Here is a 14,236-nt window from a genome sequence, read left to right as displayed (position 1 = left end):
GTGGCGGTCCTTTTTACTGATTCACGGCTTACTGATGCACGGCCAACTGGTAGGCCGTGTACTTGCGAATGTTGATCACGCCGGTGTCGAAGATCAGGTACTGGCCCTTGATCCCCAGCAGCGTGCCTTCGGCCACCGGGTTCTTGTCCAGGTTGAAGCTGACGATCTTGCCCGGATAGGCCTCGACCGGGTAGCGAATCTCCAGGACCTCGGCATCGACCAGCGGCTGGATCGCCTGCAGGCCGAAGCGCTCCTGCAAACCGCGGATGCCATCGGCGCAGCTGTCGAACAACTGGTCGCGCACGGCCACCAGGTCCAGCGCCTCGGCGTCGCCCTTGAGCAGCGTGCGCCAGTTGGTGCGGTCGGGCACCTGGCTGCGCAGCAGGTCTTCCACCAGGCCGGACTGCTGGCGGGTGGCGACCCGCAGGATCGGCAGGGCCTGGCTGGCGCCCTGGTCGAGCCAGCGGGTCGGCAACTGGCTGGCGCGGGTGATGCCGACCTTGATCCCCGAGGAGTTGGCCAGGTAGACCACGTGGTCGGTCATGCAGAACTGCTCGCCCCAGGACGGCTCGCGGCAGGTGCCGGCGTCGTAATGGCAGCGCTCGGGGCTCATGATGCACAGGTCGCACTGGGCGAGTTTGGTCATGCAGGGGTAGCAGTAGCCCTGGCTGAAGCTGGTCTTGGTGCGCTTGCCGCAGTGGCTGCAATGGATGGCGCCCAGGTATTCGAGGCGCACGGTCTGGCCGATCAGCGGGTTGACCGGTACTTCCAGTTCATCCAGGCGGAAGGCGTATTGCACGACCGGCGTCTCGAGACGCACGGCCATCTTGCGAATGGAACCACGGCCGAGTTCGATCAATGGATCGCATCCGACTTGAACAGGATGTTCGGCACGCTGATGGACTTCGAAGCGCACTCCTGCGGGCCCATGTAGCCGGTGCGCTGGTCTTCCGGAAGGTTCTGCATCTCCCAGGCGATCACCGCCTGCAGCGACAGCTCGCGCTGCTCGGCGGTGAGCTTGCGGCCATCGGCCCATTTGCCGATTTCCACGGCGAGCTTGAGGCTCTGGTAGATTTCCGGGGTGATGTTTTCGATCATTTGCGCAAAAGTGGACATAGCGTCTCCAAAGTCAAGCCGTCAGTTTACGCCGGGCCAGCGCCCCGCCCAAGAGCCCGCTAAGGCATCCGACCAACAGACCGCCGACATGGGCGCCGTTGGCGATAGCGCCGAAACCGATCACGGACATCACGCCGGTCAGGCACAGCACCAGCCAGGCCAGCATCATCACCAGCACGCCACGGGGCATGCGGTACAGCGGATGGGGGGCCAGGCGCTGGTAGATCCACAGGTGCCCGAGCAAGCCGTAGAGCACGCCGGACAGGCCACCGAACAGGGTCGGGCCGCTGAACAGGTATTGCACGACGTTGGACACCAGGGCGAACACCAGGGTCAGGCCGAGCAGGCTGAACGGGCCTTGGCGCCATTCGATGCGCCGCCCCAGCTCCCAGTACCACACGCCGTTCATGGCCAGGTGCAGCACGCTGAAGTGCAGGAGCATCGGGGTGAACAGGCGCCACCATTGGTGGGCCTGGAGGCTGGTGTCCAGCGGGGTGAAGTAGAGGTAGTCGCCCGCCACGCGGAAATCGAGGAAGGTCAGCCAGCGCATGGTCGCGAGGTTTTCGCCGAGGCTGGTGAGGCCGGCGACGATCAGGCAGGCCAGCAGTACGAAGGCGGTGACCTTGCTGGTGCGCAACTGCTCGCCGAGGCCCGGACGGACCATGGCATCGGGCTGCGCGGTCAGGGGCAGGTCCTGGGTGTCGGCGTCGCCTTCCGGGTGCGCCTCGTACAGGCGACGGACTTCCTCGGCCCGCGCCTGATCGACCCAGAGCACCTGCTCGCCGTGCTCCTCGGTCACCCGGTGCGCTACCTGCAGGCGCCGGAGCATCTGGACGAAGCCGCTGAGGTCGACATTCAACGGCAGTTGCAGGATTGGAACCCCATTCATTGACTGGCCTCCGGCCGTTCCACATCGACCCAGACGAACTTGTGCGGATCGATCCGGGTTTCATCGTCGAGCCGGTAGGCCACCAGCTTGCCGTAAAGCACTGCACTGTAGTCCAGGCAGGCCAGGTTGGCGCGGATCGGCGCCGGCCTGCCGCTGCGCCAGTAATGCCCGACGAACAGCAGCGGCTCGTCCTCGCCGTAGCGCAGCAGGGCGTTCTTCTGGCTATGGGACAAGGGCGCGCGAGCCACCGATTCGGGCAAGGCATCGGGCTGGAACACGATATCACCGTAGGTCTGCGGGTCTTCCTCCCAGAACTTGGTGCGGAAGAAGGCCCGGGTCAGGCCGTCGCCGCCGGTCAGGGTCAGGCCGTCCGGCAGGCGCATGTCGGTGCCGCGCAGCAGGCGGTTGCAGGCCAGGTGGGCGAAGCTGTCGGGTTCGGCCGAGGCCTGGACGAATGCCTGGTCGATGCAGCCGTCGGGGTACTGCTGGCGCAGCGAATCGATCACCCGCCCGTCCCAGCAGGCATGCACCAGGCGGAAGCGCCCGGCATCGGCGAACAGCGGCAACTGATAGAACCAGCCGAGGAAATCGTGCCAGTCGCCGGGATGCTGGGCGAACTGGGTCAGGGTTTCGTCGATCAGCCGGGCATGCCGTGGCGTATGCTCGCGCACGAAGGTCTTGCCGCTGCCGGGTGGCGCCGGGGTGGTCCAGCCGAGGGCGTTGTACTCGTGGTTGCCCATGATGCAATGGGCCTGGCCGGCCTCGACCATGTCATGGACGATATGCAGGGCCTCGCGGATGCGCGGGCCACGGTCGATGATGTCGCCCAGGAACAGGGCTTGGCGCTGGGCGTGCCGCCACACCCCGCCGTGGCGCTTGTAGCCGAGGGCATCGAGCAGGCGTTCGAGGGTGTGGGCACAGCCATGAACATCGCCGATCAGGTCGAAACTGCGCGCGGGATCGAGCATCAGTCGCCTCCACCACCCAGGCGGCTGCCCCAGCCGAGCTTGGTCCGGCAGACCTCGTAATAGTTGTGGTCCAGCGGGTGAATGAGGCGCAGTTTCTGCGGTTTCTTGTTCACCGTGATGGTATCGCCGGGCGCGCAGGTGAAGTGGTTCTGGCCGTCGCAGGAGACTTGCGGGTAGATGGTCATGTCCTGGGACACGACGATCTTCAGTTCGCTGTTGCCGTCGACCACGATCGGTCGGCCGGACAGGGTATGCGGGTACATCGGCACGATGACGATAGCGTCCAGCTTGGGATGCATGATCGGCCCGCCGGCGGACAAGGCATAGGCGGTGGAGCCGGTCGGGGTGGCGACGATCAGGCCGTCGGCCTTCTGGCTGCAGACGAACTGGCCGTCGATGTAGATTTCGAACTCGATCATCCGCGTGGATTTGCCCGGGTGCAGGACCACGTCGTTGAGGGCGTCGCCCTGGCCGATGGCCTCGCCGTGACGACGCACTTCGGCCTGCAGCAGGAAGCGGTTTTCCACCAGGTAATGGCCGTCCAGCACGTCGGCGACCTTCACTTCCAGTTCGTCCGGGCGGATGTCGGTGAGGAAGCCGAGGCTGCCGCGGTTGATCCCCAGCACCGGGATGTTGTGCCGGGCCAGGGCGCGGGCGGCGCCGAGCAGGCTGCCGTCGCCGCCGACCACGATCACCAGGTCGCAGACTTCGCCGAGCAGCTTGCGCGAGGAGGTCTGCAGGCCGTGGCCGGGCAGGACCTCGGCGATGGTGTCCTCGAGGATGACGTGCAGATGCCGTTCCAGCAGGAATTTTTTCAGGCGGCGGATGGTATCGAGCACCTGGGAGCTGCCGAGGCGGCCGATGATACCGATATTGCGAAATTGCTCCATGGGGTTCCTGCTTGGCTAACGACGGTCAAAAAGTACGCACGGTCAAAGGCCCGATTATGGGCCAGTGCCCTGCCCTGCGGCAAACGACGCCGGGCAAACGCGGCTATGCTCGCAGGATGAATCCGTTCGCTGCCCTCAACGCCCTGCCCCGTCACCTGCGCCAGCCTGCGGTCCGCGACCTGGCCTGGGCGCTGTCGTCCGCCCCGTTGCTGCACCGCGCGCCATGGCCGCAACGCCATCCGTTGAGTGGCAGTGGCTGGGTGGATGACCCCGACAAGCTGCGCCACTGGCTGCTGGGCCTGGAGCGCGATCCGGCGCTGCTGCTGGACTGGCTGGCGCGTTCGGCGAGCCGGCGCCTGGGCCTGTATTACGAACGGCTCTGGCAGTTCGCCCTGCACCAGGCACCAGGCGTTGAACTGCTGGCCGCCAACCTGCCGATCCGCCAGGGCGGGCACACCCTTGGCGAGCTGGATATCGTCCTGCGCGACCGCGAAGGCGTGCATCACCTGGAACTGGCGATCAAGTTCTATCTCGGGCCGGAACACGGTGACGGTGCCGACCCGGCGCACTGGCTGGGGCCCGGTTGCCATGACCGGCTGGATCGCAAGCTGGCGCACCTGGCCGAGCACCAGTTGCCCATCTCCGCGCGCCCGGAAAGCCGCGAGGCCCTGCAAGGCCTGGGGCTTGACCAGGTCCGGGCGCGGCTGTGGCTCGGCGGTTACCTGTTCTACCCCTGGCATGCCCGGGCCGGCTCGCCGCTGGGCGCAGATCCGCAGCATCTGCGCGGCCACTGGCTGCATCAGCGTGACTGGCGCGACTTTCATAGCGCCCACGGGCAAGGCCGCTGGCAACCGCTGCCACGCCAGGCCTGGCTCGGCCCGGCGCGGGTTGCGGCGGCGCAGGTGTGGAGCACGGGGCAATTGCGCGACTGGCTGGCCGCCCTCGACCCGCGCGCCCAGGCCCAACTGATGGTGCGCCTGGAGCCAGGGGAAGACGGCGACTGGCAGGAAGCCGAACGGGCCTTTCTGGTTGCCGAACAGTGGCCACACTTGACCCAGACGGCTTGACCCGGGCTTTTTTTCCTCGTTGTATCTGCCGTAGTAGCCCGAAGCTATCTACCCTGTAGGACAGCGCCACCAAGAGCGCCCATTCCGTGACCTGACGAGGAAGTGTTCTGTATGAGTCTGACCAATACCCGGGAGCGCTACGGCAGCCTGTCCGTGGCCTTGCACTGGTTGATGCTGGTATTGCTGGCGGCGGTGTACGCCTGCATCGAGTTTCGCGGGATCTTTCCCAAGGACAGCCCGGAACGGGAACTGATGAAAACCCTGCACTTCATGCTCGGCCTGACCGTGTTCCTGCTGGTCTGGCTGCGCCTGTTCCTCAAGGTGACGCGGCCGACGCCACGCATCGTCCCTGCACCGGCCGCCTGGCAGACCGGCCTGGCGCACCTGGTGCACTGGGCGCTGTATGCCCTGATGATCGGCCTGCCGCTGGCCGGCTGGGTGATCCTCAGCGCCGCCGACAAGCCGATTCCCTTCTACGGTTTCGACCTGCCGGCACTGGTGCAGCCGGACAAGGACCTGGCGCGCACAGTCAAGGGCTGGCACGAATGGTTCGCCACCCTCGGCTACTGGCTGATCGGCCTGCATGCCGTGGCCGGGCTGTATCACCACTATGTGCGCAAGGACAACACCCTGGTGCGGATGCTGCCCGGCAAGGACTAAGCGAAACCACGGCGGCCCTGGAGGCCGCCGGTGTGGACGAAGATCAGCCGGGTGCCTGGTTCGAAGCACCCGGCTTTTTCTTTAAGGGCCAGGAGGGCCTTGCCGGTGTAGACCGGCTCCAGCGGGATGCCGGATTCCCGCTCGCAGGCGTCGATGAAGGCCAGCAGCTCGGGATCGACCTTGGCAAAGCCGCCGCGGCTGGCGTCGTGAAGGTGATAGCCGGTCAGGGCCGACAGGTTCTGTTCCACGCCATACCCCCTGGGTACCGCCAGTGCGCCATGCACAGGATGGGCAGCCGCTTCCGCCTGCACCAGCCCGGCCAAGGTAGTGCCGGTTCCTGCGGCCAGCCACCAGGCGTCGTAATCGTCCCAACCGATGTTCGCCAACTGCGCCCGCGCCTGTTCGACGATCAGCGCGCAGCCCTTCTCGCCCAGCTCACCGCCACCGCCTTCCGAGATGCAGTGCCAGCCGGGGTACCGTGCTTGCCAGGGCGCCCAGAACCCGGGCTCGTTGCGCGCGCGATAGCCGCCGTAGCCGAGCCAGTGCAGGTGCATGCCGAAGGCCTGGAGATCGCGGATGGTCGGGGTGTCCTGGGGATTGCCGCGCAGCAGGCCGGCAGTCTTGAAGCCGAAACGCTGGCCGGCAGCGGCCAGGGCGTGGAGGTGGTTGGAATGGTTGCCGCCCAGGCTGATCAAGCCCGGGGCCTGGTGTTGCCGGGCGAGGCGCAGGTGTTCGAGGAGCTTGAACCACTTGTTGCCGCTGACCAGGGGATCGATCTGGTCGAGGCGGAGGATAGCGGCGTCGATGCCGGACTCGTGGAGCCAGGATAGGGACAGGCGTTGCAGGGGTGCTTGGGGGAGATTGAGCATGCCGCCGATTCTACAGGTGCCCTGTTGGCCTGTGGTGGACCCGACAACGACCTCGAGGGTCAACTCACGCTGAAAGTTGAGGGATTTCAGTCAATTGGTTAGGAATTTTCCTATATCTCAGGCCGCTGTTCGCCATGCAGGATTTTCCGGAATCATTTCCAGGGAAGCCCCCGGGGTCAGCGGCCAGCCAACAGATGGCCCTGCACCTTGGTGAGCCTTTATCCAAATGCGCTCCGACGCTGAGTCTGGTAGTCGGAACACCGTTGCAGGGACTCTCGCATGAATTTCGACACCAACTGCAAGCCCGCACTCACGCTGGATGCCTGCATCGAGCAAGCCAACCCGGTCCCCGTCGAACGCTGCCAGACCTGCCAGCGCTGGGGTCTGCCCATCCTGCCGCTGCGCGCCGCCTACGCGCCCGAACCCTGGGAAGCCCACGCACGGCCGGTGGCCCACGGCTCCGAGGTCAAGGCCGTGCGCATGGTCCTCGGTCAGCCACGCATCCTGCGCCGGGGCTTTCTCTATGTGCTGCTCGACCACAAGTACTGGCAGGCGTACCAGATCACTCCCGAAGGCGTATTGCGCCAGTTCCCGGCGTTTGAGGTCCCGCGCGAGGACCCGGTGCCGTTGAGCAGGATCTGCTTCCAGCAGGACCACGACATTCCCGCCTCCTTCATCAACATCAATTTCCACAGGTACTCCACCGCCTGGCTGGCCATCGCCAACGACCCCTGGCCCGAGGAAGTGCTGTACGCCTACCAGCGCGGTGGCGTGGTCGACGGCATGAACCTCGACGAGCGCTTCCACAAGCTCGACCTCAAGACCGCCCGCGAAGCCCCGGCCAGCGTCGGCATCGCCATGACCGAAACCGACCTGCAGATGCACCAGGTCCTTGAATATGCCCAGTCCATGACCGACGACTTCCACAGTGTGCACGGCTACTATCCGCGCAATCACCGGCTGCGCGCATTGGCAGCACATGTGCGCACCGTGAGCAAGGAATACCAGTTGTCCAAGGGGGTGCTGGCCCTGGTCCTGCCCGATCCCATCGGTGTGGTCCAGGAACTGAATGCCCAGCGTGTGTTGCGCTATCAGGCCATGCAGGAATGGAGTGCCGAACCGCAACGGTGTTTCGAACACTTCACCTCCCAGACGTTGCTAGGTATTCGTCAGTTCCAGGTCAACAAGGCGCATGCCCGTGCGATCGAGGAGGCCGAGGCAGCCGTCAAGCATCGGGAGGACTACAACGCTATAGCCGAGAAGTCCCAGGGGTACCCTGCCTACATGACACCCATGCCGGTCCTCGATCTGGAGCAGGAGAAGGAGCGCCTGAGCACCGAGGCAATCGCCGATGCCCGTGAACGGCTCGACGACCGCTACGACGAAAAAGCCCGCAAGGCGTTCCAGGACCACTACGACAAGACCCTGGCGGCCTGGCAGAAGATCGTCGACGACGTTGCCGAACTCTATGTCAGCCATCACGACGGCCCGGCGTTCCGCTTGGCCGCGCTCAACGACTACATCTCCGGGATCAAGGAATCGCATGATGGCTGTATCCGCATGTTGGCGATGTGCTATGCCGGCGGAGTGACCGAGCCCATCGCCGCTAACCAGTTCGGTGCAACACGAAGCCTCTGGCTGGAGCAACTGGAAGATCAGGACAGCCTGTTCCACAAGGCGATGCGAGCCCTCGACAGAACGGGGCTTGAACAATTTGCCGACGACCTGGCCGGAGACGAGCAGACACGGGTCTTCCACGGTGCCAAGACCTTTGCCGGCGGCGTGAAAGCCGACGAGTTCGTGGGCGAGGGGGTGCAAACAGCTGTCGGCCAGTTGCTCGGCGCTGCCGCCACTGCCAGCAATGCACTCGGGGAGCAGCTGTCGGAAAAGAGCAGAGCACTGCTGTTGGAACTGCACCGGAAGATCTGGCTGCGCTATTACGGCGTCGAGGCCACCCGGATCACCGTATCCCTCAAGGTGGGCGAGTACCTCACGCTGCTCAACGAAGTGCTCTACGAGGGTGTCGAGCGATTTGCCAGCAAAGTCGATCAGCAATTCCGCAAGCCGGCCGAGCGCAAGGTGCGGGCCATGCTGCTGAGCAACTACATTGCCCCGGCGCTGGGCAGCAACCACGCCAGGCTGATCGATATCGTCGTCTGGACGACGGAAAGCGCCGAAAGCCTCAAGGCCCGCCTGGAAACGCTGAGCGCCGGTCTAGGCGACGGCCTCGACGATGCCCTGCGCAACGTCAGCGTCAGCGTCAGCATCGGCAGCGCTGCCCTCAAGACCGGCATGAAGGACCTGGCCCATCACCTCAGCCTCACTGCCGAGGACGCCCGCCTGCTGGCCGGCGAATCGATGCGCAGGATGCGCAATGCCGTGAGTTTCAACGGGACTGGTGCGGCCAACCTGGGGATGTCCGTGGGCAGCCTGTACTTCCAGCAGGACGCACTGCGCAGAAGCTACGAAAACATGCTCAAGACGATTGGCGACGAGCACGACGAGGCGGTGGCGGCGGTGCTGTCGGCGTCGGTTGGGGTGATGGGCGCGGGGGTCGAGATTGTTGGTGGGACGATCCAGATGTTGCGGCCGGATTTGAAGGTGTCGATTCGTTCTGCTGGGCAGGTGGTGCCGGTTGAGTTGGGAAGCCGGATTCTGCAGGTCGGCGGGGCGATTGTGTCGGTGGCTAGTGCGGTGGAGGGAGTGCAGTATGCGCTTGCGGCTGGGCGTTCGGGAAAGGGAGGTGATGAGGCGGCAAGCAAGGCTTACAACGTCGCGGCCATCATGTCAGCTGGTTCTGCGCTGTCAGGAGTAATAGGTTCAGTGGGAGCGACCGGTTTCCTCCTCGGCCCGCTCGCAGCCGCTGTCGTTTTTGGCTTTATAGCTTACGGACTTGCGGTATGGGCAAAAGGACAAGAATCGCAGCCGCTTGAACTTTGGGCTCGACATTCGCTTTGGGGGCTACCGGAAGAACACAGGCGCTGGAAAGACTCGCACGAGATGGATACGGCTATCGGAGCTTTGAACGCGGCGCTGCTGGGTTTGATTGCACAGCTCGAGGTAGTCCATCAAATTCAAACGCAAGGTAAGGAGGTTTTAGGCACAGGCGGTTTCATAGACTACAAAATCGTCCTGCCAGGCTATGACGCTGAAGCTTCACACTATGAATGGGCATTGTGGGCGTACAGGCCAGGGGAGGTGCCGGGCCAAATCATCGCTGGTGGACGAAGCGATGGCACGAATGATCCATTGCCTGCTCCCGCAGTGTGGAAACACCCTGCTTACGTCCCTGCCACGACCGCTCCAGTTATTCAGCACGATGCCGAGTCAAAAACGCTCGAAATCAGAGGCTCCATTAGCTTCTCTGGGAAACTTGATTTTCACGCGTTGGAACTTGAGGTGTCCTTCTGGCCCGATAAGAGCGATGAGTCCGGGGTAGCCAGGCTGATCGTCAAAGAAGACAAAATTCGTGATCCTCAAAGGTGGGGATTCTCATGAGCAACCCCAAGCTTGTTCCCCCCTGTTCTGGTTGGCAGGAGGATTTACCTCGTCCTGACGAGTTGCCGGCCGTGATTCCTGCCTTGGGGCTTGATACACCAAACCTTCAAAATGAAATCTGTTTGGAGCTTCCACGTACATCAGCACTTTTAAGAGGATGGCTGATCTGGTTCGTGCCGTTTCAGGGGGGCTGACGGTCGATTTGTTATGGAGCTATGTAACAACTGAGCGTGTTCTGAGAACTGCAGATTGGACCATATTCCTCTTAGGTATTCTCGTTGGAGTTTGGTCACTTCTTCTCTGCATGAAATTTGAACTGGCACCTCCCAGGGATCAACCCCTCCGTTTCAACCGCGCCCGCCAACGCCTCTACGCCTACAACTTCAACTACCGCTGGTGGAACCCCTTCGAACGCTGGCGGGTGGAGCCGGTGGCATATGACTGGTCCCAAGTCCGGGCCGAGCGTTGGTTGAAGCGCGGCGCAACGGGAAATGGAATGGTCATCAAGGGTGGCGTGGTGCTCTCCATCGTCAAGCCCGGCACCAACGAAGTCATCGACCGTTTCCCCCTGACCACCATGGGCGCCGACGCCCATGCCTGGGCCTATATCTGCACCTACATGCAGCAAGGCCCCGATGCGCTACCACCTCCTGGCCCGGCGAAGGATCACAACGATGTGGGCATGAACATCGCCCTGCTCTTGGCGCCAAAGGTGCAATGGCCTGCGGATATGGATCTCGAATCGAGGACTGCGCCATAAGCGGCGTTCTTCATCTCAGTGCAGGAGTCGCCAGCTGAGCGAGAAGGAAAAGCCAAACATGGCACAGCTCCCAAAGACCTGGATGTGGGAGCTGCCTTGTCGGACCGTCGAACCGCAGCGATAGCTATGGTGAATTCACTACAGCTATCGCTCGCAAGCCAGCTCCCACAGGGGGACGCAGTGCTATTTAGAGTTCAGCAGCCAGCCGCGAACCCTGATTGATCGCCCGCTTGGCATCCAGCTCCGCCGCCACATCCGCACCACCGATCAGATGCACCGACTGCCCCGCGGCCACCAGCGCATCCTGCAACTCGCGCAGCGGATCCTGGCCCGCGCAGATCACCACGTTGTCCACCGCTAGCACCTGCGCCTCGCCCTCACCGATGCGGATATGCAGCCCGGCATCGTCGATCCCCAGGTATTCGACGCTGTTGAGCATCTGCACGCGCTTGTTCTTCAGCCCGGTGCGGTGAATCCAGCCGGTGGTCTTGCCCAGGCCATCGCCGACCTTGGTTTTCTTGCGCTGCAACAGGTACACCTCGCGCGCCGGGGCATGAGGCTCGGCCTTGATGCCAGCGACGCCACCGCGGGCCTCGAGCGCCGCGTCGATGCCCCATTCCTTCCAGAACGCCGCACGGTCCTGGCTGGTGGCGACCCCTTCGTGCACGAGGAACTCGGACACGTCGAAGCCGATCCCGCCCGCGCCCACTACCGCCACCTTGCGGCCCACCGGCTTGCGCTCCAGCAGTACGTCCAGGTAGGTCAGCACCTTGGCGTGGTCGATGCCCGGGATCGCCGGCAGACGCGGCACGATACCGGTCGCCAGGATGATCTCGTCATAGCCGCCGGCCGCCAGTTGCGCGGCATCGACGCGGCTGTTCAGGCATACCTCGACGCCGGTGGTTTCCAGCTTGCGACCGAAGTAGCGCAGGGTCTCGTAGAACTCTTCCTTGCCCGGTACGCGCTTGGCCACATTGAACTGCCCGCCGATCTGCCCGGCGGCATCGAACAGCACCACCTGGTGCCCGCGCTCGGCCGCCACGGTTGCCGCCGCCAGGCCGGCAGGGCCGGCGCCGACCACGGCGATGCGCTTGACCTTGGTCACCGGGATGTAGTTGAGCTCGGTTTCATGACAGGCGCGCGGATTGACCAGGCAACTGGTCAGCTTGCCGCCGAAGGTGTGGTCCAGGCAGGCCTGGTTGCAGCCGATGCAGGTGTTGATTTCGTCGGCACGGCCCTCGGCCGCCTTGTTGACGAACTCCGGGTCGGCAAGGAACGGCCGGGCCATCGAGACCATGTCGGCATCGCCCTCGGCCAGCACCTGCTCGGCGACTTCCGGGGTGTTGATGCGGTTGGTGGTGATCAGCGGGATCTTCACCGCGCCGCGCAGCTTGGCCGTGACCTTGCTGAACGCCGCCCGCGGCACCTTGGTGGCGATGGTCGGGATGCGCGCCTCGTGCCAGCCGATCCCGGTGTTGATCAGGGTCGCCCCGGCCTTTTCGATGGCCTGGGCCAGTTGCACGATTTCTTCCCAATTGCTGCCGCCTTCCACCAGGTCGAGCATCGACAGGCGGAAGATGATGATGAAGTTCGGCCCGACCGCCTCACGCACACGGCGGACGATCTCTACCGCCAGGCGCATGCGGTTCTCGTAGCTGCCACCCCAGCGGTCGGTGCGCTGGTTGGTGTGGGCGGCGAGGAACTGGTTGATGAAGTAGCCTTCCGAACCCATGATCTCGACACCGTCGTAGCCGGCACTTTGCGCGAGTTGCGCGCAGGTGACGAAATCGGCGATCTGCTTCTCGATGCCCTCCTCGTCCAGTTCCTTGGGCTTGAACGGGTTGATCGGCGCCTGGATGGCGCTTGGCGCCACCTGCTTCGGGCTGTAGGCATAGCGCCCGGCGTGGAGGATCTGCAGGCAGATCTTGCCGCCGGCCTCGTGCACGGCGCGGGTGACGATCCGGTGTTTTTCCGCCTCTTCAGGCGTGGTCAGCTTGGCCGCGCCGGAGTACACCCCGCCTTCCACGTTCGGGCCGATGCCGCCGGTCACCATCAGGCCCACGCCGCCCCGGGCACGCTCGGCGAAATAGGCGGCCATGCGCTCGAAGCCGTCGGGGCGTTCTTCCAGGCCGGTGTGCATCGAGCCCATCAGGGTACGGTTGCGCAGGGTGGTAAAGCCAAGGTCCAGGGGGGCGAGCAGGTGCGGGTACTGGGCGGCGGTCATGATGATCTCCACAGCGAATCACGGAATGCGGGAACCTCGCAAGCGGGCCCCGTCGATTGGTCTGGAGTCGACATTAAAGCGCCCCCCGCCGTCGCTCAATGACCGAAAATGACAAGTTATTGATCCAAACGCACCAGGGCGATTACCCTTGGTGGCGAATTCCTTGCCGGCCTTGTCCGCTTCATGCGCAAACTTCTTTCAGGCGCCCTGGCGCTTGTTCTCCTGGCCGCCTTCGGTGGCTACATGCTCTGGGCCGAGCAGCGCCCGGAGGGTCATTACCTGTCCGACCTGCGCGTCGAACTGGCGCTGGACCAGGGCATCCCCAGCGGCCAGGGCAACCTGCTCGGCATCGAGCCGACCCTCTACCCCGGCGACTACCAGAACCTCACCCGCCTGCACCGCAAGCTCGCCGCATACCTCGAGCAGGCGCGGGTCAAGGGCCTGGTCAACGAACGTACCGTGGTCATCCTGCCGGAACATATCGGCACCTGGCTCTGGGCCCGTGGCGAAAAGCGCGAGATGTATCAGGTCACCCGCCTGCGCGAAGCGTACCAGTGGCTGGAACTGAGCAACCCGCTGCGCTACGGCCTGGCGATGTACAGCGCCACCGGTGACGACCGCCGCAGCGACGCGCACCTGCGCATGAAGGCCGGGCAGATGGCGGCGGATTACCAGAAGCTGTTCGGCGACCTGGCCCGGGAGTTCGGCGTGACCCTGGTGGCGGGGTCCATCGTCCTGCCCGAGCCCTGGCTCGATCACGGCGTGCTGCGCACCGGCTCCGGCGCCCTGTACAACGCCAGCCTGGTGTTTTCCGGCACGGGTGCGGTGCTCGGCCAGGTCCATCGCCAGCAATATCCCGACAGCAACGTACGGCGCTTCATCGAACCGGGCACAGGCCAGGCGCCGCAGGTGGTGGATACCCCGGCGGGACGCCTTGGCGTGCTGATCGGCAGCGATGCCTGGTACCCGTCGAACTATCAACGCCTGGCCGTGCAGAACGCGCAGATCATCGCCAACCCGGCCTTCGTCGGCAGCTGGGAAGGGCCGTGGCGCGGTAACCGGCACCAGGAGCGGGCCTCGGAACTGGACCTGCAACCCGGCGAAACCAGCGAGGAACAGGCCTGGTATCACCTCAGCGAAACCGCGGTACCGGCCGGTATCGCCAGCATGAGCGTGTTCCTGCGCGGGCAGTTCTGGGAGGTTCGTGGCGAAGGCCTGGGCTTCGCCAACCTCAATGCCCTCTACCACGCCAGCGCCAGCCACGGCGCACGCCTGCTCAACCTGTGGCTGTAGGC

At 64.4% G+C, this 14,236-nt stretch carries 13 protein-coding genes; 6 read left to right on the top strand and 7 right to left on the bottom strand.

All coding sequences use genetic code 11. The features are described 5' to 3' along the window. Window positions 1-28: 28 nt before the first annotated feature. From CSV86_RS04430 to CSV86_RS04410, 5 genes are read right to left on the bottom strand one after another with little or no spacing between them, the layout of a single operon-like run. Window positions 29-859: a DUF2797 domain-containing protein gene (locus CSV86_RS04430; protein ID WP_037061386.1), complete on the bottom strand. Its 831-nt coding sequence runs from the start codon at window positions 857-859 to the stop codon at window positions 29-31. Further along, window positions 856-1,116 carry a YeaC family protein gene (locus CSV86_RS04425; RefSeq protein WP_009403136.1) on the bottom strand — a complete coding sequence of 87 codons (261 nt, stop codon included), beginning with the start codon at window positions 1,114-1,116 and terminating at the stop codon, window positions 856-858. The genes CSV86_RS04430 and CSV86_RS04425 overlap by 4 nt, the downstream gene beginning before the upstream one ends. Before the next feature lie 13 nt (window positions 1,117-1,129). After that, on the bottom strand, window positions 1,130-2,005 hold the full coding sequence (locus tag CSV86_RS04420) for a rhomboid family intramembrane serine protease (protein ID WP_009403135.1): 876 nt from the start codon (window positions 2,003-2,005) through the stop codon (window positions 1,130-1,132). Next, window positions 2,002-2,976, bottom strand: a complete 975-nt coding sequence (locus CSV86_RS04415) for a metallophosphoesterase (RefSeq protein ID WP_170394686.1) — start codon at window positions 2,974-2,976, stop codon at window positions 2,002-2,004. The genes CSV86_RS04420 and CSV86_RS04415 overlap by 4 nt, the downstream gene beginning before the upstream one ends. After that, window positions 2,973-3,863, bottom strand: coding sequence for an NAD(+) kinase (locus CSV86_RS04410; RefSeq protein ID WP_009403133.1), 891 nt, complete (start codon window positions 3,861-3,863; stop codon window positions 2,973-2,975). The genes CSV86_RS04415 and CSV86_RS04410 overlap by 4 nt, the downstream gene beginning before the upstream one ends. A 116-nt stretch (window positions 3,864-3,979) precedes the next feature. Between CSV86_RS04410 and CSV86_RS04405 the strand changes: the two genes are divergently transcribed. Further along, on the top strand, window positions 3,980-4,930 hold the full coding sequence (locus CSV86_RS04405; protein ID WP_037061435.1) for a DUF1853 family protein: 951 nt from the start codon (window positions 3,980-3,982) through the stop codon (window positions 4,928-4,930). A gap of 111 nt (window positions 4,931-5,041) precedes the next feature. After that, window positions 5,042-5,590 carry a cytochrome b gene (locus CSV86_RS04400; protein WP_009403131.1) on the top strand — a complete coding sequence of 183 codons (549 nt, stop codon included), beginning with the start codon at window positions 5,042-5,044 and terminating at the stop codon, window positions 5,588-5,590. Here the strand turns inward: CSV86_RS04400 and CSV86_RS04395 are convergent. Beyond that, window positions 5,587-6,459 carry a 1-aminocyclopropane-1-carboxylate deaminase/D-cysteine desulfhydrase gene (locus tag CSV86_RS04395; protein WP_009403130.1) on the bottom strand — a complete coding sequence of 291 codons (873 nt, stop codon included), beginning with the start codon at window positions 6,457-6,459 and terminating at the stop codon, window positions 5,587-5,589. The two genes, CSV86_RS04400 and CSV86_RS04395, sit on opposite strands and share 4 nt — an antisense overlap. 279 nt (window positions 6,460-6,738) lie before the next feature. Between CSV86_RS04395 and CSV86_RS04390 the strand changes: the two genes are divergently transcribed. The 3 genes from CSV86_RS04390 (at window position 6,739) to CSV86_RS04380 (ending at window position 10,717) form a co-directional block, all read left to right on the top strand. Beyond that, window positions 6,739-9,957 carry a T6SS effector BTH_I2691 family protein gene (locus CSV86_RS04390; protein WP_009403129.1) on the top strand — a complete coding sequence of 1,073 codons (3,219 nt, stop codon included), beginning with the start codon at window positions 6,739-6,741 and terminating at the stop codon, window positions 9,955-9,957. After that, a complete protein-coding gene (locus CSV86_RS04385; RefSeq protein WP_170394396.1) occupies window positions 9,954-10,151 on the top strand; it encodes a hypothetical protein in 198 nt (65 codons plus the stop codon). Before CSV86_RS04390 ends, CSV86_RS04385 begins: the two co-directional genes overlap by 4 nt. A gap of 110 nt (window positions 10,152-10,261) precedes the next feature. Further along, on the top strand, window positions 10,262-10,717 hold the full coding sequence (locus tag CSV86_RS04380; RefSeq protein ID WP_009403128.1) for a DUF6708 domain-containing protein: 456 nt from the start codon (window positions 10,262-10,264) through the stop codon (window positions 10,715-10,717). A 187-nt stretch (window positions 10,718-10,904) separates the two neighbouring features. On the opposite strand, the gene CSV86_RS04375 is transcribed toward CSV86_RS04380, so the two are convergent. Then, window positions 10,905-12,941 (bottom strand): NADPH-dependent 2,4-dienoyl-CoA reductase, encoded by a 2,037-nt coding sequence (locus CSV86_RS04375; RefSeq protein WP_009403127.1) that lies wholly within the window; start codon window positions 12,939-12,941, stop codon window positions 10,905-10,907. 183 nt (window positions 12,942-13,124) lie between these two features. Between CSV86_RS04375 and CSV86_RS04370 the strand changes: the two genes are divergently transcribed. Further along, window positions 13,125-14,234: a carbon-nitrogen hydrolase family protein gene (locus CSV86_RS04370; RefSeq protein ID WP_009403126.1), complete on the top strand. Its 1,110-nt coding sequence runs from the start codon at window positions 13,125-13,127 to the stop codon at window positions 14,232-14,234. Window positions 14,235-14,236 lie beyond the last annotated feature (2 nt).

This window comes from Pseudomonas bharatica CSV86, assembly GCF_000319305.2.
Classification (GTDB): domain Bacteria; phylum Pseudomonadota; class Gammaproteobacteria; order Pseudomonadales; family Pseudomonadaceae; genus Aquipseudomonas; species Aquipseudomonas bharatica.
The sequence above is the reverse complement of the archived record's forward strand: the minus strand, read 5'-3'. Positions and strand labels throughout refer to the sequence as shown.

Coding starts and splice junctions, on each gene's coding strand:
- CSV86_RS04380 (WP_009403128.1), top strand. CDS start 10,262: ATGAAATTTGAACTGGCACCTCCCAGGGATCAACCCCTCCGTTTCAAC.
- CSV86_RS04410 (WP_009403133.1), bottom strand. CDS start 3,863: ATGGAGCAATTTCGCAATATCGGTATCATCGGCCGCCTCGGCAGCTCC.
- CSV86_RS04420 (WP_009403135.1), bottom strand. CDS start 2,005: ATGAATGGGGTTCCAATCCTGCAACTGCCGTTGAATGTCGACCTCAGC.
- CSV86_RS04385 (WP_170394396.1), top strand. CDS start 9,954: ATGAGCAACCCCAAGCTTGTTCCCCCCTGTTCTGGTTGGCAGGAGGAT.
- CSV86_RS04390 (WP_009403129.1), top strand. CDS start 6,739: ATGAATTTCGACACCAACTGCAAGCCCGCACTCACGCTGGATGCCTGC.
- CSV86_RS04400 (WP_009403131.1), top strand. CDS start 5,042: ATGAGTCTGACCAATACCCGGGAGCGCTACGGCAGCCTGTCCGTGGCC.
- CSV86_RS04370 (WP_009403126.1), top strand. CDS start 13,125: ATGCGCAAACTTCTTTCAGGCGCCCTGGCGCTTGTTCTCCTGGCCGCC.
- CSV86_RS04375 (WP_009403127.1), bottom strand. CDS start 12,941: ATGACCGCCGCCCAGTACCCGCACCTGCTCGCCCCCCTGGACCTTGGC.
- CSV86_RS04425 (WP_009403136.1), bottom strand. CDS start 1,116: ATGTCCACTTTTGCGCAAATGATCGAAAACATCACCCCGGAAATCTAC.
- CSV86_RS04405 (WP_037061435.1), top strand. CDS start 3,980: ATGAATCCGTTCGCTGCCCTCAACGCCCTGCCCCGTCACCTGCGCCAG.
- CSV86_RS04395 (WP_009403130.1), bottom strand. CDS start 6,459: ATGCTCAATCTCCCCCAAGCACCCCTGCAACGCCTGTCCCTATCCTGG.